Raw genomic sequence first — 21982 nt, forward strand, 5'->3', positions numbered from 1 at the left:
TGCTAAAATTCATCTTATTTTAAAGAAATGTTATCTTCGTCAATAGTCAATTGCCGGGATGCTCTTTATAATCCGCGCCAGGTAAACAACAACAAAACATCTTTTTCAGAGGTAATCATGGCTATTGAACGTACTTTTTCCATCATCAAACCAAACGCGGTGGCAAAAAACGTTATTGGGAGCATCTTTGCGCGCTTTGAAGCAGCAGGGTTCAAAATTGTCGGTACTAAAATGCTGCACCTGACCGTTGAGCAGGCGCGTGGCTTCTATGCTGAGCATGATGGTAAGCCGTTCTTTGACGGTCTGGTTGAATTCATGACCTCCGGTCCGATCGTTGTTTCTGTTCTGGAAAGCGAAAATGCCGTGCAGCGTCACCGTGATCTGCTGGGTGCAACCAACCCGGCGAATGCGCTGGCGGGTACTCTGCGTGCAGACTACGCTGATAGCTTCACCGAGAACGGTACTCACGGTTCCGACTCCGTTGAATCTGCCGCGCGTGAAATCGCCTATTTCTTCGGTGAAGGTGAGGTTTGCCCGCGCACGCGCTAATCTCCTGCGTCTTTCACATCGCATAGTTTTCTATGCTTTCGGGGAGGCTCGAACGTGCCGCTTTCCTGCGATGTGAAATCCTTTGGAGAGGAATTAGCGATTTACATATTATTTTCGCTAATGCTTCGTGCAAACGTGGCATACCTGCGCCAGACTTTGTACAATGCAACGCCCCGGAAGAGCAGAACGCTTGCCGGGGCGTTTCTTTTTAACCCTCCACGGGCCACAACGTGTAACAACGAGGCCGGAAAAAATTATGTCTGAATTAGTTAACACCTCTGAAGTCGTCATTCCTGCGGTTCCAAATAAAAATGGAAAAATCAACCTGCTGGATCTGAACCGTCAGCAAATGCGCGAATTCTTCAAAGATATGGGTGAAAAACCGTTTCGTGCCGATCAGGTCATGAAGTGGATGTACCACTATTGCAGCGACAACTTTGATGACATGACTGACATCAATAAGGTGCTGCGTAACAAGCTGAAAGAAGTGGCTGAAATTCGCGCCCCGGAAGTGGTGGAAGAGCAGCGTTCCTCTGACGGTACGATCAAATGGGCCATCGCGGTTGGCGATCAGCGCGTAGAAACCGTGTATATCCCGGAAGACGATCGCGCGACCCTGTGTGTTTCTTCACAGGTCGGTTGCGCATTAGAGTGTAAATTCTGCTCTACGGCGCAACAGGGCTTTAACCGTAACCTGCGGGTGTCGGAAATCATTGGTCAGGTCTGGCGTGCGGCGAAAATCGTCGGCGCGGTGAAAGCAACGGGCGTGCGTCCTATCACTAACGTAGTGATGATGGGGATGGGCGAGCCGCTGCTCAACCTGACCAACGTGGTGCCAGCGATGGAAATCATGCTGGATGACTTCGGTTTTGGGCTGTCAAAGCGTCGCGTCACGCTCTCCACCTCAGGCGTTGTCCCTGCGCTGGATAAGCTGGGCGATATGATTGATGTCGCGCTGGCGATTTCTCTGCATGCGCCGAACGATGAAATTCGTGACGAAATTGTACCTATCAACAAAAAGTACAATATCGAAACATTCCTTGGCGCGGTTCGTCGTTATCTGGAGAAGTCCAACGCTAACCAGGGTCGTGTGACCATTGAGTATGTGATGTTAGATCACATTAATGATGGTACTGAACACGCGCATCAGTTGGCAGAGCTGCTGAAAGATACGCCGTGTAAGATTAACCTGATCCCGTGGAACCCGTTCCCAGGCGCGCCGTATGGCCGTAGCTCTAACAGCCGTATCGATCGTTTCTCCAAAGTGTTGATGAGCTATGGTTTTACTACCATCGTGCGTAAAACACGTGGCGATGACATCGATGCAGCCTGCGGTCAGCTGGCGGGTGACGTTATCGACCGTACCAAGCGTACTCTGCGTAAGCGTATGCAGGGCGACGCTATCGATATCAAGACCGTTTGATGTTGAGTGCACTACGGTATAATTCATGTACCGTAGTGCAACGTAAGCCAAATGAGGTTCTTTGTTGTTGTTGTCAGGTCAATAATAACGGTGCGTTTTTGTCGACTTTAAGGCAGTATGTAACGGCGCAACAAGCCTTTAGCCCTCAGGTTTACGTTGTTTTGTCTTTGATAGTCTGACCGTTTTATACTGTCTGACGAAGGTTAACTGACCAGATGTTTCGCGGTGTGGGTGAGCATTGTGGCTCGCCGGCATCAGAACCCAAATTTACGCAGCTGTAGCGAATGAATACTGAAGCCACGCACGACAAAAATGAAGCACTATCCACCGGCGTTCGTCTGCGCAATGCCCGTGAACAACTCGGATTCAGCCAGCAGGCAGTCGCGGAGCGACTTTGCCTGAAGGTCTCCACGGTACGTGATATTGAAGAAGATAAGGCACCAGCCGATCTCGCTTCAACATTCCTGCGCGGGTATATCCGTTCTTATGCGCGTCTGGTGCATATTCCTGAAGAAGAACTGTTGCCAGGGCTGGAAAAACAGGCTCCGATTCGCCCAGCCAAAGTCGCACCGATGCAGAGCTTCTCGCTCGGTAAGCGTCGTAAAAAACGCGACGGCTGGTTAATGACCTTTACCTGGCTGGTGCTGTTTGTCGTTGTCGGACTGACGGGAGCCTGGTGGTGGCAGAACCATAAAGCGCAGCAGGAAGAGATCACCACCATGGCCGATCAATCCTCCGCTGAGCTGAATGCCGGTAAAGATGGTGCGCAGAACGTACCGTTAGATACCAACGCCGCAGCGGGCCAGGATACTACCCCGGCTCCAGACGATGGCGCGGTGGCGGACGCAGCGCCTACGCCAGATGTTGCTGCAACCCCGGCACCTGCCGCTGATGCGCAGCAGAATGCCGTTGTGGCACCTTCTCAGGCTAACGTCGATACCGCAACTGCAGCGCCAGCTACCGCGGCGCCGCTGCCAACTGACCAGGCGGGTGTCACTACCCCTGCCGCCGATCCTAACGCACTGGTAATGAACTTTACCGCCGATTGCTGGCTGGAAGTGACCGATGCGACCGGAAAAAAACTGTTCAGTGGTATGCAGCGTAAGGACGGCAATCTGAATCTGACGGGTCAGGCGCCGTACAAACTGAAAATTGGCGCTCCGGCGGCAGTGCAGATTCAGTTCCAGGGTAAACCTGTCGATCTGAGTCGTTTTATCAGAACTAACCAGGTTGCGCGTCTGACCGTTAATGCCGAACAATCACCGGCTCAGTAACAGACGGCAATGCGGGAGATTTTTTAATGCATAACCAGGCTCCAATTCAACGTAGAAAATCGACACGCATTTACGTTGGGAACGTGCCGATCGGCGATGGCGCGCCCATCGCCGTACAGTCTATGACCAATACGCGTACCACCGATGTGGAAGCGACGGTTAATCAGATCAAAGCGCTGGAACGCGTCGGCGCAGATATTGTTCGTGTCTCTGTACCGACAATGGATGCCGCAGAAGCGTTCAAGCTTATCAAACAGCAGGTTAATGTCCCGCTGGTTGCCGATATTCACTTCGACTATCGTATCGCGCTGAAGGTGGCGGAATACGGCGTCGATTGCCTGCGTATCAACCCAGGCAATATCGGTAATGAAGAGCGTATTCGCATGGTAGTGGACTGCGCTCGTGATAAAAATATTCCTATCCGTATCGGCGTCAACGCCGGATCGCTGGAAAAAGATCTGCAGGAAAAATACGGTGAACCGACGCCGCAGGCGCTGCTGGAATCCGCTATGCGCCATGTGGATCACCTCGATCGTCTTAACTTCGATCAATTCAAAGTCAGCGTTAAAGCGTCTGACGTTTTCCTCGCCGTAGAATCCTATCGCCTGCTGGCGAAACAGATCGATCAACCGCTGCATTTGGGGATCACCGAAGCCGGTGGCGCACGCAGTGGGGCGGTAAAATCAGCGATCGGTTTAGGATTGCTGTTGTCCGAAGGGATCGGCGATACGCTGCGTGTCTCTCTGGCGGCGGATCCGGTGGAAGAGATCAAAGTTGGCTTCGATATCCTGAAATCGCTGCGCATTCGTGCGCGCGGGATCAACTTTATCGCCTGCCCAACCTGCTCGCGTCAGGAGTTCGACGTTATCGGTACGGTGAACGCGTTGGAACAACGTCTGGAAGATATCATTACGCCAATGGATGTTTCGATCATCGGCTGCGTGGTGAACGGTCCTGGCGAAGCGCTGGTTTCTACGCTGGGCGTGACGGGCGGTAACAAGAAAAGCGGTCTGTATGAAGACGGCGTGCGTAAGGATCGACTCGATAACGACGATATGATTACGCAGCTTGAAGCCCGCATTCGCGCCAAAGCGAGTATCCTGGACGAAGCGCGTCGTATTGACGTGCAGCAGCTTGAAAAATAACAACGTGATGGGAAGCGGCGTGCTTCCCGTGTATGATTGAACCCGCATGGCGCCCGCATTGTTCGGGTTAGCGCTGAGGGTTCATTTTTATATTCATAAAGAGAATAAACGTGGCAAAAAACATTCAAGCCATTCGCGGCATGAACGATTATCTGCCTGGCGAAACCGCCATCTGGCAGCGCATTGAAGGCACTCTCAAAAACGTGCTCGGCAGCTACGGTTACAGTGAAATCCGCTTGCCGATTGTAGAGCAGACCCCGTTATTCAAACGCGCGATCGGTGAAGTCACCGACGTGGTTGAAAAAGAGATGTATACCTTTGAGGACCGTAATGGCGACAGCCTGACGTTGCGTCCTGAAGGAACTGCGGGCTGCGTACGCGCCGGCATCGAACATGGTCTCCTGTACAATCAGGAACAGCGTCTGTGGTATATCGGGCCGATGTTCCGCCACGAACGTCCGCAAAAAGGGCGCTATCGTCAATTCCATCAGCTGGGTGTCGAAGTGTTTGGCCTGCAAGGCCCGGACATCGATGCTGAACTGATTATGCTGACCGCTCGCTGGTGGCGCGCGCTGGGTATTTCTCAGCATGTCAGCCTTGAGCTGAACTCAATTGGTTCGCTTGAAGCCCGCGCTAACTACCGTGATGCGCTGGTCGCCTACCTGGAACAGCACAAAGAGAAACTGGACGAAGACTGCAAGCGCCGTATGTACACTAACCCGCTGCGCGTTCTCGACTCCAAAAACCCGGAAGTACAGGCGCTGCTCAACGACGCACCTGCGCTGGGCGACTATCTTGATGACGACTCTCGCGAGCACTTTGCGGGCCTGTGCAAACTGCTGGAATCCGCAGGTATTGCCTACACCGTCAATCAGCGTCTGGTTCGTGGTCTTGATTATTACAACCGCACCGTATTTGAGTGGGTTACCAGCAGCCTGGGCTCTCAGGGTACCGTGTGTGCCGGTGGGCGTTACGACGGTCTGGTAGAGCAACTTGGCGGTCGCGCAACGCCGGCCGTGGGCTTTGCCATGGGTCTGGAACGACTTGTTTTGTTAGTTCAGGCAGTTAATCCGGAATTTAACGCAGATCCTGTTGTCGATATATACCTGGTCGCTTCGGGGGCGGATACGCAGTCGGTTGCAATGCGGCTTGCAGAACGTCTGCGCGATGAAGTTCCAGGTGTGAAACTGATGACAAACCACGGTGGCGGCAACTTTAAGAAACAGTTCGCCCGCGCCGACAAGTGGGGCGCCCGCGTTGCACTGGTACTGGGCGAGTCCGAAGTGGCTGACGGTACTGTTGTAGTGAAGGATTTGCGCTCTGGTGAGCAAACGGCAGTAGCGCAGGATAGCGTTGCCGCGCATTTGCGCACTCTACTGGGCTAAGGAGAAGGACAGCGTGGAAATTTACGAGAACGAAAACGACCAGATTGATGCAGTAAAACGCTTCTTTGCTGAAAACGGCAAAGCGCTGGCTGTTGGGGTCATTTTAGGGGTTGGCGCGCTGGTTGGCTGGCGTTACTGGACCAGCCATCAGACGGAGTCCGCACGCTCTGCTTCTCTGGCATATCAAAATACGGTGACTGCGGTTAGCGCGAGTAAACCGGATAGTCTTCCTGCTGCAGAGAAATTTGCCGCAGAAAACAAAAATACCTACGGCGCGTTAGCTTCACTGGAACTGGCGCAGCAGTTTGTTGACCAAAATGAACTTGAGAAAGCCGCAAGCCAGCTGCAACAAGGCTTAGCAGCGACCAGCGATGAGAATCTCAAAGCGGTGATTAATCTGCGTCTGGCTCGTGTTCAGGTTCAGCTTAAACAGGCTGATACCGCGCTGAAAACACTCGACACCATTAAAGGTGAAGGGTGGACGGCCATTGTTGCCGACCTGCGCGGTGAAGCATTGCTGAGCAAAGGCGACAAACAAGGTGCGCGTAGCGCATGGGAAGCGGGCGTGAAAAGCGATGCCTCTCCTGCTCTGAGCGAAATGATGCAGATGAAAATCAATAATTTGTCCATCTGAGAGGGACCCGATGCAATTGCGTAAATTACTTCTGCCAGGGCTGCTTTCCGTTACCCTATTGAGCGGCTGTTCACTGTTTAGTGGCGAAGAAGATGTCGTTAAGATGTCCCCATTACCGGTGGTTGAAAACCAGTTTACTCCGTCTACGGACTGGAGCACCTCTGTAGGTAACGGTATTGGTGATTTCTATTCCAATCTTCATCCTGCGCTGGCGGATAACGTTGTCTATGCAGCCGATCGCGCCGGCGTCGTTAAGGCGTTAAATGCGGACGACGGCAAAGAAGTCTGGTCTGTTAATCTGGGTGAGAAAGACGGCTGGTTCTCCCGCGCATCTGCACAGCTTTCTGGCGGTGTAACCGTGTCCGGTGGCCATGTTTACATTGGCAGCGAAAAAGCGCAGGTTTATGCGCTGAACACCAGCGATGGTACCAACGCATGGCAGACGAAAGTTGCCGGTGAAGCGCTGTCTCGTCCTGTTGTGAGCGATGGCGTGGTATTAATCCACACCAGTAACGGTCAGTTGCAGGCCTTGAACGAAGCTGACGGCGCTATCAAATGGACCGTTAACCTCGACATGCCTTCTCTGTCTCTGCGCGGCGAATCTGCCCCAGCGACCGCCTTTGGCGCAGCTATCGTTGGCGGTGATAACGGCCGCGTAAGCGCCGTGCTGATGCAGCAGGGCCAGATGATTTGGCAGCAGCGTATTTCTCAGGCGACAGGTCCAACGGAAATCGATCGTCTGAGCGACGTTGATACCACGCCTGTTATCGTCAATGGCGTTGTCTACGCGCTGGCTTATAATGGTAACCTGACGGCGCTGGATCTGCGCAGCGGTCAGATCATGTGGAAACGTGAACTGGGCTCAGTGAATGATTTCATCGTCGACGGTAACCGTATCTACCTGGTAGACCAGAACGATCGTGTACTGGCGCTGACCACCGACGGCGGTGTGACGCTGTGGACGCAAAGCGATCTGCTGCACCGTCTGCTGACGTCCCCGGTATTGTATAACGGCAATCTGGTCGTGGGTGATAGCGAAGGCTACCTGCACTGGATTAACGTTGACGATGGCCGCTTTGTCGCCCAGCAGAAAGTTGACAGCTCTGGTTTCCTGACCGAGCCGGTCTCTGCTGATGGTAAACTGCTGATCCAGGCGAAAGACGGTACGCTGTACTCTATTACGCGTTAATCGTCCCGGCCGCTCGCTTTGAAAAACGGCTCCTGGTGCAGGGGCCGTTTTACTGTTTTTAACAACGGCGCAAAAAATGTGCCCGTTGTCTGATGATTTATTAAATGAGGCTTTAAACATGGTACCTGTGGTCGCGCTTGTCGGGCGCCCTAACGTTGGCAAATCCACGTTATTTAACCGTCTAACTCGCACCCGAGATGCGCTGGTTGCGGATTTCCCGGGTCTGACTCGTGACCGTAAGTACGGTCGTGCGGAAATTGAAGGCCGCGAGTTTATCTGTATTGATACCGGCGGTATTGATGGCACCGAAGACGGTGTAGAAACCCGCATGGCGGAACAGTCGCTGTTGGCGATCGAAGAAGCGGACGTTGTGCTGTTCATGGTAGATGCGCGTGCTGGCCTGATGCCTGCGGATGAAGCCATTGCGAAACATCTGCGTTCGCGCCAGAAACCGACGTTCCTGGTAGCCAACAAAACTGACGGACTCGATCCTGATCAGGCGGTCGTCGATTTCTACTCGCTGGGTCTGGGTGAAATTTATCCGATCGCGGCATCCCATGGTCGTGGCGTTCTCAGCCTGCTGGAGCATGTTCTGCTGCCGTGGATGGATGACGTTGCTCCTCAGGAAGAGGTGGATGAAGATGCAGAATATTGGGCGCAACTGGAAGCCGAAGAGAACGGCGAAGAAGAGCCTGAAGATGACTTCAATCCGCAGGATCTGCCGATCAAACTGGCGATTGTTGGTCGCCCGAACGTAGGTAAGTCCACGCTTACTAACCGTATTCTCGGCGAAGACCGCGTAGTGGTTTACGACATGCCGGGGACCACGCGTGACAGTATTTATATCCCGATGCAACGCGATGAGCGCGAATATGTGCTCATCGATACCGCGGGCGTGCGTAAGCGCGGCAAAATTACCGAAGCAGTAGAAAAATTCTCAGTTATCAAAACGCTGCAGGCGATTGAAGATGCCAACGTGGTGATGCTGGTGATTGACGCGCGCGAAGGTATTTCCGATCAGGACCTGTCGCTGCTGGGCTTTATCCTCAATAGTGGGCGTTCACTTGTTATTGTGGTCAACAAGTGGGATGGCCTGACGCAGGAAGTGAAAGAGCAGGTCAAAGAGACCTTGGACTTCCGTCTGGGCTTTATTGATTTTGCGCGTGTACACTTCATCTCTGCGCTGCACGGCAGCGGCGTGGGTAATCTGTTTGAATCGGTCCGCGAAGCGTATGACAGCTCCACCCGTCGCGTTAGCACCGCGATGCTGACGCGCATTATGACTATGGCGGCAGAAGATCATCAGCCGCCGCTGGTGCGTGGTCGTCGTGTGAAGCTGAAATATGCCCACGCCGGTGGTTATAACCCACCAATCGTGGTGATTCACGGCAACCAGGTCAAAGACCTGCCGGATTCCTACAAGCGTTATCTGATGAACTATTTCCGTAAGTCTTTGGATGTGATGGGGACGCCGATCCGCATTCAGTTCAAAGAAGGGGAAAACCCGTTTGCGAACAAACGCAATACGCTGACGCCGACGCAGATGCGTAAACGTAAGCGTTTGATAAAACACATCAAAAAAAGCAAGTAACCGTTGCTGATGCTGATAAAAACCCGTGCTTGTCGCGGGTTTTTTTTCGAAGTTCCATCGCCAGCCTCAGCCCGTGCGATGTCAATCACTATTCATTTTTTACCAAGTTTAAATCTAAGAAAGTAGACATTTGTCGAGTTTTCGTCTTAAAGTCCGGGGGCTGGTACTAGACAAAACTAGCCTTAGGTTATCAAATGGTTAAATAAATTTTCGCCGCATGTAAAAAATCGGTCAGATACGTAACTGGCTGGCGTACATCGCGGTGTTTACACACACGACGACATAACTTTCGGGAGAATTATGCAATCCTCTGTTAATCAAAAAGAAAGCCGAACTTTCTTCGGCCATCCTTATCCACTCGGCTCGCTGTTCTTCACAGAGATGTGGGAGCGCTTCTCGTTTTATGGTATTCGCCCGTTACTGATCCTGTTTATGGCTGCTACCGTTTATGACGGCGGCATGGGGCTGGCACGTGAAAATGCCTCGGCGATTGTGGGTATATTTGCCGGTACGATGTACCTCGCTGCGCTGCCGGGTGGCTGGCTGGCGGATAACTGGCTCGGCCAACAGAAAGCGGTGTGGTACGGTTCCATCCTGATTGCCCTCGGCCATCTGTCAATTGCGCTCTCCGCCATTATGGGGAACAACCTGTTCTTTATTGGTCTGATGTTTATCGTGCTCGGCTCCGGTCTGTTTAAGACCTGTATTTCGGTCATGGTTGGCACGCTGTACAAAAAAGGCGATGCGCGTCGCGACGGCGGCTTCTCGCTGTTCTACATGGGCATCAACATGGGGTCGTTTATCGCGCCGCTGATTTCCGGCTGGCTGATTAAAACCCACGGCTGGCACTGGGGCTTTGGCATCGGTGGTATCGGGATGTTGGTGGCGTTGATCATTTTCCGTGTATTTGCTGTTCCATCGATGAAACGCTACGACAGCGAAGTGGGGCTCGACTCCACCTGGAATAGCCCGGTAGTGAAACGTAACGGCGTGGGCGCGTGGCTGCTGGCGCTGGCCGTCGGTGCGGCGGTTATCGTTACGCTGATAGCGCAGGGCGTGATTGTAATTAATCCGGTCGCGGTTGCCAGCATGCTGGTGTACGTGATTGCAGCCTCCGTTGCGCTCTACTTTATCTACCTGTTCATCTTTGCCGGTCTGAACCGTAAAGAGCGCGCCAGACTGCTGGTCTGCTTTATCCTGCTGGTTTCCGCCGCGTTCTTCTGGTCCGCGTTTGAGCAGAAGCCAACCTCGTTCAACCTGTTCGCTAACGACTACACTAACCGTATGATCGGTGATTTTGAAATCCCGGCGGTCTGGTTCCAGTCGATAAACGCGCTGTTTATTATCCTGCTGGCACCGGTATTCAGTTGGGCATGGCCGAAGCTGGCAAGCATGAATATTCGCCCGAGTAGCATCACCAAGTTTGTTATCGGTATCCTCTTTGCGGCGGCAGGCTTCGGTCTGATGATGCTGGCGGCGCAAAACGTTCTCAGTAACGGCGGGGCAGGCGTTTCTCCATTCTGGCTGGTGGGCAGTATCCTGATGCTGACGCTTGGCGAGCTGTGCCTGAGTCCGATCGGTCTGGCGACAATGACGCTGCTGGCGCCGGAAAGAATGCGCGGGCAGATGATGGGCCTGTGGTTCTGCGCCAGTGCGCTGGGCAACCTGGCCGCAGGTTTGATTGGCGGTCATGTGAAGGCTGACCAACTGGATATGCTGCCGGATCTCTTCGCACGCTGCTCGATTGCGCTGCTGATCTGCGCTGCGGTACTGATCATCCTCATTGTTCCGATTCGTCGCATGCTGGAGAATACGCAAACTAAACCGGCAACTAGCGCCTGATAACACCTCGATTGTGCCGGGGCAGACGTTATGTCCCGGCTATTCAATTAACGAGGTAAGAGCATGCTGTTAGGATTTGTTGGGCTTGGTGCAGTCGTTGAAACGGCATACTTGCCCGCATTACGTAATATGTTCGGTGATGCACTACGCTGTGTGGGATTTGATGTTCAATCCGCAAAGCAGCCCGCAGACGTGACACGCTGTGCGTCGCTCGCTGAACTTCTTGCAATGCCGCTTGATACCCTGTTTATTACCACCGCATCCCTGCATCACCTCGATGTGCTTGAACAGGCGCTGGCGGCTCCCATCGCTCGTATTGTGGTCGAAAAGCCTCTTGTCGCCACGCTTTCCCAAATTGAAAAACTGAAAACGCTGCTGACTCAACCGGATGCTGCCAACCGCGTGCTGGCACTCGACCATTGGATGGCACGCAATGGTGCAATGCAGCTGGCGTTGGGCAAACTCGGAGCGCAGTGGCAGGGCGATAATCCGCAACAGGCACTTGTCTCTCATTTTTCACACATTGTTAAAATCGACGGTTTTTTGCAGGAACCGAGCGGGTTTAACGCTGTTGGAGAACCCATTGCGCTTAACTTTGCCACCGGTGAGCCGGATACCCGTGAGCTTCGTCATCCGGACGGTGTGATTCTGGACATTGGCACACATGTACTGGCAATGCTGCGTGAAACAGTGCGTTACCTGGGCGGTAATGACAGTATGACCTTGCAGGTGAAGAGCGCTAAAGACCGTCTGGGACGAAATATTGTAGAGGGCGACCTGACCACAGCAGAAGGAGAGGCGCATCTGCAGGGACAGATTAGCGGCATTCCGCTGGACATCTGGCTGAATAAATACGCGGGGCCGGCTGGCGGACAAAAAGGCTTGCGCCTTTGTCTGCGCGATGGTCGTGTCATTAGCCATGATCGCCGTGGTGTCGAGGATGTGCTCGAATTGATTGACGGTGATGTTGTACAACGCTGGAGTCTGCCTGGTAGTGTATATGCCCATTGTCTGGTGGAGCATATTCTGGGCGCGCAAAGTCTGTTTGAACGCAGTCCACAGGAAGTGAGCCGCACGACGCAGCGCAGGCTGGAGGAAGTGGAGTGCCTGTTAACGTTACAGCAGCAGTTACGCGGGCGGCATTAAACGCATCGTGTTAAACTCAGCGCAGTAATGGATCCCTGTACTGGAGTCGCTATGTCTATTATTTGCCCGGATTGTCATGCAGAGCTGGAGCCGCAAAACGGTATGGCGCACTGTGATAACTGTAATAAAGATATTCAGTTAGAAGCGCACTGCCCGGAGTGCAATCAGCCGCTGCAGGTGCTTAAAGCCTGTGGCGCGGTGGATTATTTCTGCCAGAATGGTCATGGCCTTATCTCGAAGAAACGCGTGGCGTTTGTGCCGCTTTAATCCTGTTTTTTCCTGCGCGTTTTCTTTGTCTTCGTGACAGCTCTCACTTCGCTTTCCACCCATCCGTCAGACAGGCGGGTGGTGAGCACATCACCTGCTGTAACCTGTTTAGTCTGTTTCAGCACTTCACCCTCTTTTGCGGTCGTCACGCTATAACCGCGGGCCAGCGTGGCCAGTGGGCTGACTGCCTCAAGATGGGTAACCGCGTTGCCAAAACGCTCGCGCTGTTCGCTTAAACGCGCACGGATATTTTCCGCCAGGCGGTATTCCAGTTGCTGAATGCGTGTTTGCGCACGGTAAATACGCGGCTGCGGGTTTTGCTGATTCAGACGCTGCAGCATGCGCTGCTGACGCTGATTTGCCTGTTTAATCTTATTCTCAAGTGCGAAGTTCATTCTCTGACGCAGTCGTTCCAGCACGGTCTGTTGACGGGCCAGACGCAGTTGCGGATGCTGCTGTTGCAAGCGGTGATGAAGCTGGGTAAATCGACGAGTACGATTGGCGAGGTAGTAGTCCATCGCCATCTCCAGACGCTGCTGACCATGCTGTATTTGACGCAGCAGTTCAAGCTGATTACGGCTGACAATTTCTGCCGCCGCCGACGGCGTAGGTGCCCGTAAATCTGCAATAAAATCGGCAATAGTGACATCGGTTTCATGGCCGACGGCGCTGACGACTGGAATGCGGCTGGCAAAGATCGCCCGTGCAACACGTTCGTCGTTAAAGCTCCACAAATCTTCCAGCGAGCCGCCGCCGCGCCCGACGATCAGCACATCGCACTCGCCCCGCGCGTTCGCCAGTTCAATGGCCCGAACGATCTGCCCTGGCGCATCATCGCCCTGGACTGCGGTCGGGTAGATAATAACGGGCAGGGAAGGGTCGCGACGCTTCAGGACGTGGAGGATATCGTGCAGCGCGGCGCCGGTTTTAGAGGTGATTACCCCGACGCAGTGGGCCGGTGAAGGCAGCGTTTTTTTGAACTGCTGATCGAATAGCCCTTCAGCCTGCAGTTTGGCCTTGAGTTGCTCATATTTTTGCTGCAGCAAACCTTCGCCCGCTGGCTGCATGCTTTCAACAATTATCTGATAGTCGCCGCGCGGCTCGTACAATGTAATGTTGGCGCGTACCAGTACCTGCTGACCGTGCTGTGGTCGGAACGTTACACGGCGATTGCTGTCGCGAAACATCGCGCAGCGTACCTGAGCGGTGTCATCTTTGAGCGTGAAATACCAGTGACCGGAGGACGGCTGCGTGAAATTCGAAATTTCACCGCTGATCCACACTTGTCCCATTTCCTGCTCAAGCAGCAAACGAACCGTCTGATTCAGGCGGCTTACGGTAAAAATTGAGGTGGTCTGAGAGGATAACATGTGAGCGGGATCAAATCTAAATCAGCAAGTTATTCAGTCGAAAGTAACATGCTCACAGAGGAGCGCAAGGTTTTTTTGCAAAAAAGTGTGGATGCAATCGGTTACGCTCTGTATAATGCCGCGGCAATATTTAATAACCTCCCAGGTGAGATATTGCCCATGCTACGTATCGCAAAAGAAGCCCTGACGTTTGACGACGTCCTCCTCGTTCCCGCTCATTCTACTGTTCTGCCGAATACTGCTGATCTCAGCACCCAGTTGACGAAAACCATTCGCCTGAACATTCCTATGCTCTCCGCAGCAATGGACACCGTGACGGAAGCGCGCCTGGCAATTGCCCTGGCTCAGGAAGGCGGCATTGGTTTTATCCACAAAAACATGTCTATTGAGCGCCAGGCGGAAGAAGTTCGTCGCGTGAAGAAACACGAATCTGGCGTCGTGACCGACCCACAAACCGTACTGCCAACCACCACTCTGCGCGAAGTAAAAGAACTGACCGAGCGTAACGGTTTTGCAGGCTACCCGGTAGTGACTGAAGATAACGAACTGGTCGGCATCATCACCGGTCGTGACGTACGGTTTGTGACTGATCTGAATCAGCCGGTTAGCGTCTACATGACGCCGAAAGAGCGTCTGGTGACCGTTCGTGAAGGCGAAGCACGCGATGTTGTCTTTGCCAAAATGCACGAAAAACGCGTCGAAAAAGCGCTGGTTGTTGACGACAGCTTCCATCTGCTCGGCATGATCACCGTTAAAGATTTCCAGAAAGCGGAACGTAAACCTAACGCTTGTAAAGACGAGCATGGTCGTCTGCGCGTTGGGGCTGCTGTAGGCGCAGGTGCGGGTAACGAAGAGCGTGTTGACGCGCTGGTTGCCGCTGGCGTGGATGTTCTGCTGATTGACTCCTCTCACGGTCACTCAGAAGGCGTACTGCAGCGTATCCGTGAAACTCGTGCTAAATACCCGGATCTGCAGATCATCGGGGGGAACGTTGCGACTGGTGCAGGCGCTCGCGCGCTGGCGGAAGCCGGCTGCAGCGCTGTTAAAGTCGGTATCGGCCCAGGCTCCATCTGTACTACCCGTATCGTTACCGGCGTAGGTGTACCGCAGATCACCGCCGTTTCTGACGCCGTTGAAGCGCTGGAAGGCACTGGTATTCCGGTTATTGCCGATGGCGGTATTCGTTTTTCCGGCGACATCGCAAAAGCGATCGCTGCGGGTGCTTCTGCAGTGATGGTTGGCTCTATGCTGGCGGGGACTGAAGAATCTCCGGGCGAAATCGAACTGTATCAGGGTCGTTCTTACAAATCATACCGTGGTATGGGCTCTCTGGGCGCGATGTCCAAAGGTTCTTCCGACCGTTATTTCCAGAGCGATAACGCCGCTGACAAACTGGTCCCGGAAGGTATCGAAGGTCGCGTTGCGTATAAAGGTCGCCTGAAAGAGATCATTCACCAGCAGATGGGTGGCCTGCGCTCCTGTATGGGTCTGACCGGCTGTGGTACTATCGACGCGCTGCGAACAAAAGCAGAGTTTGTACGTATCAGCGGTGCGGGTATTCAGGAAAGTCACGTTCACGATGTGACCATCACCAAAGAGTCCCCTAACTACCGCATGGGCTCCTGATAAGTTTCCGCGCCCGGCTATATGCCGGGCGAATTTGTTTCACTTGCCTCGGAATTAGTGTCAATGACAGACAATATTCATAAACATCGCATTCTCATCCTTGATTTCGGATCTCAGTACACTCAGCTGGTTGCTCGTCGCGTACGTGAACTGGGCGTCTATTGTGAACTGTGGGCGTGGGATGTTACGGAAGCACAAATTCGCGAATTCAACCCAAGCGGTATCATTCTTTCCGGTGGTCCGGAAAGCACCACTGAAGAAAACAGCCCGCGTGCGCCGGAATACGTTTTCACTGCGGGCGTGCCTGTGTTCGGCGTGTGCTACGGCATGCAGACTATGGCAATGCAGCTCGGTGGTCATGTTGAAGGTTCTAACGAACGTGAATTCGGCTATGCGCAGGTTGAAGTTCAGACCGACAGCGCGCTGATCCGCGGTATTGAAGACTCTCTGACCGCAGACGGCAAACCACTGCTGGACGTGTGGATGAGCCACGGCGACAAAGTGACCGCTATTCCGGAAGGTTTCGTGACCGTTGCCAGCACCGACAACTGCCCGTTTGCCATCATGGCGCACGAGGAAAAACGTTTCTACGGTGTGCAGTTCCATCCGGAAGTTACCCACACCCGTCAGGGGATGCGCATGCTGGAGCGTTTTGTGCGCGACATCTGCCAGTGTGAAGCGCTGTGGACCCCGGCAAAAATTATCGATGACGCCGTTGCCCGCATTCGTGAGCAGGTTGGCACTGATAAAGTGATCCTCGGCCTCTCCGGCGGCGTTGACTCCTCCGTCACCGCGATGCTGCTGCACCGTGCGATTGGCAAAAACCTGACCTGTGTGTTCGTCGACAACGGTCTGCTGCGTCTCAACGAAGCTCAGCAGGTGATGGATATGTTCGGCGACCATTTCGGCCTGAACATCATTCATGTTGAAGGTGAAAAGCGTTTCCTGGACGCGCTGAAAGGCGAGAACGATCCGGAAGCTAAACGTAAAATCATTGGCCGCGTGTTCGTGGAAGTCTTCGACGAAGAAGCGCTGAAGCTGGAAGACGTTAAGTGGCTGGCGCAGGGAACCATCTATCCGGACGTGATCGAATCCGCGGCTTCTGCCACCGGTAAAGCGCACGTCATCAAATCTCACCACAACGTGGGCGGTTTGCCGAAAGAGATGAAGATGGGTCTGGTTGAACCGCTGCGTGAGCTGTTCAAAGACGAAGTGCGTAAGATTGGTCTGGAGCTTGGTCTGCCGTACGACATGCTGTACCGTCACCCATTCCCGGGGCCGGGTCTGGGCGTACGCGTCCTGGGCGAAGTGAAGAAAGAGTACTGCGACCTGCTGCGCCGTGCGGATGCTATCTTCATTGAGGAACTGCACAACGCTGACCTGTACAACAAAGTGAGCCAGGCGTTCACCGTGTTCCTGCCGGTACGTTCCGTTGGCGTCATGGGCGATGGCCGTAAGTACGACTGGGTTGTTTCCCTGCGTGCTGTTGAAACCATCGACTTTATGACCGCGCACTGGGCGCACCTGCCGTATGACTTCTTAGGCCGCGTCTCTAACCGCATTATCAACGAAGTTAACGGTATTTCCCGCGTGGTGTATGACATCAGCGGTAAGCCGCCAGCTACGATTGAGTGGGAATAATATTCCTCCCGTTTAGCGGTTTCTGAACCGGTAGTATGTAAAAGCCCTCTTTTTATAGAGGGCTTTTTATTGCGCGAATTTTATCGATGCGACTGTCCAGCTCGATAGTAGGGTTAATCACACACTTAACGTCTGCGATCCATTCAACACCGCTTCTTATTTACGGAAATAATGAAAAGTACTCATGGTATTACCCTGTAGAATTTAATAATGGTAACAATTCAAATAAGCATTTAATTTCATGCTAAATATGAATGTTTTATTCAGTGATATTTTCTGGCGATATTAATTAGCGTCTATTTGAGCGCAGTGTCTCTTTTTTATATCCAGTACACTGGAACGTAAAAAATCAGCGCGAATGGCGCGGTGAAGTGGGATTAAAAAATGGTGTATTTGTGCGAAAAACACGGTTGATTATCCGATATATCAGCACATGTGGCGGGTAAGACTGCGTGAAGTTTCATCACTCAAATCCCTTACCGGATGGTTAAATGTCAGGCGATTAGCCATCCGGTAAGGAATCTTAATGCTGGGGGTATCCTCGGCGCGAGCGATCAGCGTACGTCAGTTTGTGCAGGAGATGCCTGCTGCGGCAGGGTGATCTGCTGAGATTCTTTTTTGTTCTGGTGGTGGTGCCACGCACCTATGGCGGAGTAGACGAAGCGTCCGAAGAAGAAAAGAAAGCTGATAAGCAGTACGATCCGGATCATGCGACTGTTAAATCGGTGTCGTTTGCGTAGGCTGGTAACCTGGCTCACAAAAGGTTCCTTGTAGTGTACCCAACTGAGGGCGATAGTCACATTAAGGCATACTGTGAGGGAATGGTCAATTTTTCGTTATGTAAAATTGCTTCAGTTGTTTTATCTATTTTTGTTATGGAAATTAATATTATTATTTGCATTAATAATGAGATAACGATAAAAAACCATGAAAAGAGTAATAATTGATTAATGAGGGACTTATTTATTGATGTGTATCAAGCATCACCCTTTGCTGACAACTAAAATTGATGAGTCATTTTAATGTATTTAACTTTATCGTTTTAACGTCAGGTGGGATGCCTGTCCGAATACCCCCTGCAGGATGTGCGGGATTCTACTGAGCATCTATGAAACTCAATAAAAATTATATTGGTATTAGAGATAGATGGTGGGCGTTACCTCTCATCTTGCCTTCCTTGCTGTTGCCTATATTGAGCACTGCTAACACCTATGCCCATATTAGTACCGGGAACGTAATTCTTTTCTACCTGCCTTTAGCGCTGATGATTAGCCTGATGTTGTTTTTTGGCTGGGCGGCATTACCAGGAATTATCATTTCCATCATCTGGTACAAATATCCGCAGGTTGGGTTATTTGAAATGCTCTCAATAATTTCGCACTTTATAGTTACGATAGTGCTTAGTTGGGGAGGGTATAAAGTTTTTGCTCCCCGGCGGAATAACGTTTCTTACGGTGACTCCCACCTGATGTTTCAGCACATGTTTTGGCAGGTTTTCTGCCCGGCAACGCTGTTTCTGCTATTCTTCCATTTCGCCGCGTTTGTGGGCGTCTATGAGAGCAAATCCGGCATGGTGGGCGTTATGCCCCTTAATACCGGCACGTTGATCAACTATCAGGCCATGCTGGCCGGGAATCTGGTTGGGGTTCCACTGTGCTACTTTATAATTCGCACGATTCGTAATCCTTTGTATATCAGAGGCTATTTATCTCAATTAAAGCAGCAGTTTGATACCAAAGTTACCAAAACAGAGTTTGCGGTCTGGTTGATTATATTGACCATACTAATGACATTGTTGTGTATGCCGCTAGATGAGAAAAGCTCGATATTTAGCACGAATTATACCTTGTCACTGATGCTGCCCGTCATGCTATGGGGAGCTATGCGTTACGGTTATAAATTTATTTCGTTAATATGGATGCTCGTACTCATTACAGCAATTCATTATTATCAACGCTATATGCCTTGGTATTCGGGTTACGATGTGCAACTTGCCATTACCTCATCGAGTTACCTGGTTTTCTCCTTCATCGTGAATTTTATTGCCGTACTGGCAACGCGCCAGAGAATTGTCGCCAGACATTCTCATCGTCTGGCCTTCTTTGACCCCATGGTGCATATTCCGAATTTGCGCGCTTTGAACCGGGATTTGAGAAAAGCGCCATGGTCAGTGCTTTGCTTTTTGAGTGTTCCGGGTATGGAACTGCTGGTGAAAAATTACGGCATTATGCTGCGTATCCAGTACAAGCAAAAACTTGCCCAGTGGGTAAAGCCATTGCTGAAACAAGATGAGCATGTCTATCAGTTATCGGGTAATGATTTAGTTCTGCGTTTTAACACCGAGTCGCATCAGGAGCGTATTGAAGCGCTGGACAGGCATATCAAGCAATTTCGTTTTATCTGGGATGGCATGCCTTTACAGCCGCAGGTGGGGATTAGTTTTTGCTATGTCCGTTCTCCTGTTAATCACATCTACTTGTTACTGGGGGAGTTAAGCACCATCGCCGAGCTTTCTCTGGCGACCAATGCGCCAGAGAATTTGCAGCGCCGAGGCGTGATGCACCTGCAACGTGACCTGAAAGATAAGGTTGCGATGATGAATCGTCTGCAGCTGGCGCTGGAGCACCATCGCTTTTTCCTGATGGCGCAGCCGATTTCAGGCGTGCGCGGCGATGTTTATCACGAAATTCTGCTGCGGCTAGAGGGAGATGATGGTAAAACCATCGGTCCTGACAGCTTCTTACCGGTAGCGCATGAGTTTGGATTGTCATCCAGCATCGATCTGTGGGTGATTGAAAATACGCTGAAGTTTATGGCGCAGAATCGGGAAAAAATGCCCGCCCGTCGGTTTGCTATTAACTTATCTCCCACGTCGGTATGCAGGGCCCGGCTTCCGCATGACATCAACCAGCTACTGATTAAGTACAAAGTTGAACCGTGGCAGCTGATTTTTGAAGTAACGGAAAGCAATGCCTTAACCAATGCGGAACAGGCGCAGGCAACGTTACTGCAGCTGCAATCATTGGGCTGTCAGATTGCGATTGATGATTTTGGTACCGGATATGCCAGCTATGCGCGGCTGAAGAATGTGAATGCCGATATCCTGAAAATTGATGGCAGCTTTATTCGCAACATCGTTTCGAATAGCCTCGACTATCAAATCGTGGCCTCTATTTGCCATCTGGCGCGGATGAAAAGAATGCTGGTGGTCGCGGAGTACGTCGAAAGCGAAGAAATACGCAGTGCGGTAATTTCGCTGGGGATTGATTACATGCAGGGGTATCTGATTGGTAAACCGCAGCCGTTGCATGAAATGCTGGAAGAACAGGTGCCAGAAGAACTGGCACCTGCTGAGAGCTTATGCGGCGATATCGGGTGAACTCTCTTCTTCAATTTTGAGTCGCCAGCCGGTAACGGCTTCCCAGTATTGCTGCTCTTTTTCCAGATCGAGCAGCACCAGCGCATTCTGGCTAAACCAGTCATGCGGAAAGCGTAAGGTCCAGTGGTTGTCGTCGGTAATTAGGGTCAGCGTCGGTGGCGTGGTGGTCGCCTGTCGCTGATTATTCAGCAGCACGCCCAGGCGCAACAGCTGAATTAACGGCAGAAACTGTTTTTTCTTGAACAGCGTAAAGCGGGGCAAATCATCCAGTTTCACCGCTTTGCGATGATATCGAACCAGGGTTGCCATCATCAGCTGTTGTTCCTGATTGAAACCCGGTAAATCGCTGTTTTGGAGGATATACGCCGAGTGGCGATGTAAACCGCTGTGGTTGATGTTCAGCCCAACCTCATGCAGCATCGCCGCCCAGCGCAGCAACGCTTCCAGTTGTGGATTGGCCAGCTTTGGCTGCTGCGTATGCCACTGGTCGTACATTTGCATCGTCGTTTCCAGTACGCGCCGGGCCTGTTCGCTGTCGATGTTGTACTGGTTCGCCAGGCTGCTCGCGGTACGGCTGCGAACGTCCTGGTGGCGAAAACGACCTTCCATCTCATACAGCACGCCTTCGCGTAGTGCGCCATCAGAAAGGCGGAGTTCGCGGATAGCCAGTGCGTCAAAAACGCCGCACAGAATCGCGAGTCCCGGCACAAACACCGCTTTTCGCTCTTCAGACAGCCCCGGCAGGCTGAGCGCATCGAATGACGCATGCTTCAGCACTTCGGATCGCAGTTTGTCCAGGCGTTCGGGGGTGATAAAACCATCTTTCTCGCCCATCTCCAGCAGCACTTCGTGTGCCGCTTTAATCGTGCCCGATGCGCCCAGCGCAACGTTCCAGCCCTGAATGCGAAACTGCCAGGTTAAGGTTTCAAGCTTTTGCGCTGCCGCCATGCGCGCACGCTGGAAGTTTTCCCGACTAATAGCGCCGCCCGGGAAATACATCTGAGCAAAACTGACGCAGCCCATACGACGACTTTCCACCAGTTTGGGCTCGAAATCTTCGCCGATCACCAGTTCTGTTGAACCACCGCCGATATCAATAACCAGCTTACGACCCTTTTCCGGCTGGGTGTGCTCCACGCCCATAAAAATCAGTCGGGCTTCTTCATTACCGGAAATAATCTCAATCGGGTAGGGGATAACTTTTTCTGCTCGCTTAAGAAAATCGGTCGCATTTAGCGCCTGACGCAAAGTATGGGTTCCCACGATGCATACGCTTGATGGGGGAAAGCCCTGTAGACGTTCAGCGAACAGCGACAGGCAGCTTAATCCGCGCTCCATTGCCTCTTCGCTCAGCTTGTTATCTTCGCCGAGGCCATCCGCCAGATGAACGCGCTGTTTCAGTCGCCCGATAATCTGCATTGCGCCATCAACCACGCGGGCAATGACCATATGGAAACTGTTTGAACCAAGGTCGACCGCAGCAAATTCCTGCGGTCGTGGAGTCTTGTCGTGTATTGGCAT

General features: G+C 52.3%; 17 protein-coding genes. 14 read left to right on the forward strand and 3 right to left on the reverse strand.

What is annotated here, in order from left to right; genetic code table 11:
• The first annotated feature begins 117 nt into the window (after positions 1–117).
• The 11 genes from ndk to HV345_RS07010 all read left to right on the forward strand — a co-directional run bounded on the left by ndk (position 118) and on the right by HV345_RS07010 (position 12445).
• Entirely contained in the window at positions 118–549 is a 432-nt protein-coding gene (gene ndk, locus HV345_RS06960; RefSeq protein ID WP_003037710.1) for a nucleoside-diphosphate kinase, read from the forward strand.
• 256 nt (positions 550–805) lie between these two features.
• Positions 806–1972 carry a bifunctional tRNA (adenosine(37)-C2)-methyltransferase TrmG/ribosomal RNA large subunit methyltransferase RlmN gene (locus HV345_RS06965; RefSeq protein WP_016154002.1) on the forward strand — a complete coding sequence of 389 codons (1167 nt, stop codon included), beginning with the start codon at positions 806–808 and terminating at the stop codon, positions 1970–1972.
• A 284-nt stretch (positions 1973–2256) separates the two neighbouring features.
• On the forward strand, positions 2257–3246 hold the full coding sequence (gene rodZ / locus HV345_RS06970; RefSeq protein WP_181636425.1) for a cytoskeleton protein RodZ: 990 nt from the start codon (positions 2257–2259) through the stop codon (positions 3244–3246).
• Positions 3247–3272: 26 nt separating this feature from the next.
• Positions 3273–4391 (forward strand): flavodoxin-dependent (E)-4-hydroxy-3-methylbut-2-enyl-diphosphate synthase, encoded by a 1119-nt coding sequence (gene ispG, locus HV345_RS06975; protein WP_016154000.1) that lies wholly within the window; start codon positions 3273–3275, stop codon positions 4389–4391.
• A gap of 110 nt (positions 4392–4501) precedes the next feature.
• A complete protein-coding gene (hisS, locus tag HV345_RS06980) occupies positions 4502–5776 on the forward strand; it encodes a histidine--tRNA ligase (RefSeq protein WP_016153999.1) in 1275 nt (424 codons plus the stop codon).
• A 13-nt stretch (positions 5777–5789) separates the two neighbouring features.
• Positions 5790–6410 (forward strand): YfgM family protein, encoded by a 621-nt coding sequence (locus tag HV345_RS06985; RefSeq protein ID WP_181636426.1) that lies wholly within the window; start codon positions 5790–5792, stop codon positions 6408–6410.
• 10 nt (positions 6411–6420) lie between these two features.
• Positions 6421–7599, forward strand: coding sequence for an outer membrane protein assembly factor BamB (gene bamB / locus HV345_RS06990; protein WP_181636427.1), 1179 nt, complete (start codon positions 6421–6423; stop codon positions 7597–7599).
• Positions 7600–7717: 118 nt separating this feature from the next.
• On the forward strand, positions 7718–9190 hold the full coding sequence (gene der, locus HV345_RS06995; RefSeq protein ID WP_016153996.1) for a ribosome biogenesis GTPase Der: 1473 nt from the start codon (positions 7718–7720) through the stop codon (positions 9188–9190).
• 300 nt (positions 9191–9490) lie between these two features.
• Entirely contained in the window at positions 9491–11032 is a 1542-nt protein-coding gene (locus tag HV345_RS07000; protein WP_016157127.1) for a peptide MFS transporter, read from the forward strand.
• A gap of 63 nt (positions 11033–11095) precedes the next feature.
• Entirely contained in the window at positions 11096–12178 is a 1083-nt protein-coding gene (locus HV345_RS07005; protein ID WP_181636428.1) for a Gfo/Idh/MocA family oxidoreductase, read from the forward strand.
• 51 nt (positions 12179–12229) lie between these two features.
• The gene (locus tag HV345_RS07010; protein ID WP_016157125.1) at positions 12230–12445 is read left to right on the forward strand and encodes a zinc ribbon domain-containing protein; all 216 of its coding nucleotides are present in this window, start codon (positions 12230–12232) and stop codon (positions 12443–12445) included.
• Here HV345_RS07010 and xseA read toward each other — a convergent pair.
• Positions 12442–13815, reverse strand: a complete 1374-nt coding sequence (gene xseA / locus HV345_RS07015) for an exodeoxyribonuclease VII large subunit (protein WP_181636429.1) — start codon at positions 13813–13815, stop codon at positions 12442–12444. The genes HV345_RS07010 and xseA overlap by 4 nt on opposite strands.
• Before the next feature lie 159 nt (positions 13816–13974).
• On the opposite strand from xseA, the gene guaB reads away from it, so the two are divergent.
• The gene (guaB, locus tag HV345_RS07020) at positions 13975–15441 is read left to right on the forward strand and encodes an IMP dehydrogenase (protein ID WP_019077375.1); all 1467 of its coding nucleotides are present in this window, start codon (positions 13975–13977) and stop codon (positions 15439–15441) included.
• A gap of 63 nt (positions 15442–15504) precedes the next feature.
• Positions 15505–17082 (forward strand): glutamine-hydrolyzing GMP synthase, encoded by a 1578-nt coding sequence (gene guaA, locus HV345_RS07025; protein ID WP_016153990.1) that lies wholly within the window; start codon positions 15505–15507, stop codon positions 17080–17082.
• Between the two features lie 554 nt (positions 17083–17636).
• Here the strand turns inward: guaA and HV345_RS07030 are convergent.
• Positions 17637–17840 (reverse strand): YfgG family protein, encoded by a 204-nt coding sequence (locus HV345_RS07030; protein ID WP_047416419.1) that lies wholly within the window; start codon positions 17838–17840, stop codon positions 17637–17639.
• 350 nt (positions 17841–18190) lie between these two features.
• Here HV345_RS07030 and HV345_RS07035 point away from each other — a divergent pair, with 350 nt between their 5' ends.
• Positions 18191–20461: a sensor domain-containing phosphodiesterase gene (locus HV345_RS07035; RefSeq protein WP_181636430.1), complete on the forward strand. Its 2271-nt coding sequence runs from the start codon at positions 18191–18193 to the stop codon at positions 20459–20461.
• On the opposite strand, the gene ppx is transcribed toward HV345_RS07035, so the two are convergent.
• Entirely contained in the window at positions 20441–21982 is a 1542-nt protein-coding gene (ppx, locus tag HV345_RS07040) for an exopolyphosphatase (RefSeq protein WP_047358231.1), read from the reverse strand. The genes HV345_RS07035 and ppx overlap by 21 nt on opposite strands.

The organism is Citrobacter sp. RHBSTW-00986, from assembly GCF_013783065.1.
GTDB classification, from domain to species: domain Bacteria; phylum Pseudomonadota; class Gammaproteobacteria; order Enterobacterales; family Enterobacteriaceae; genus Citrobacter; species Citrobacter braakii.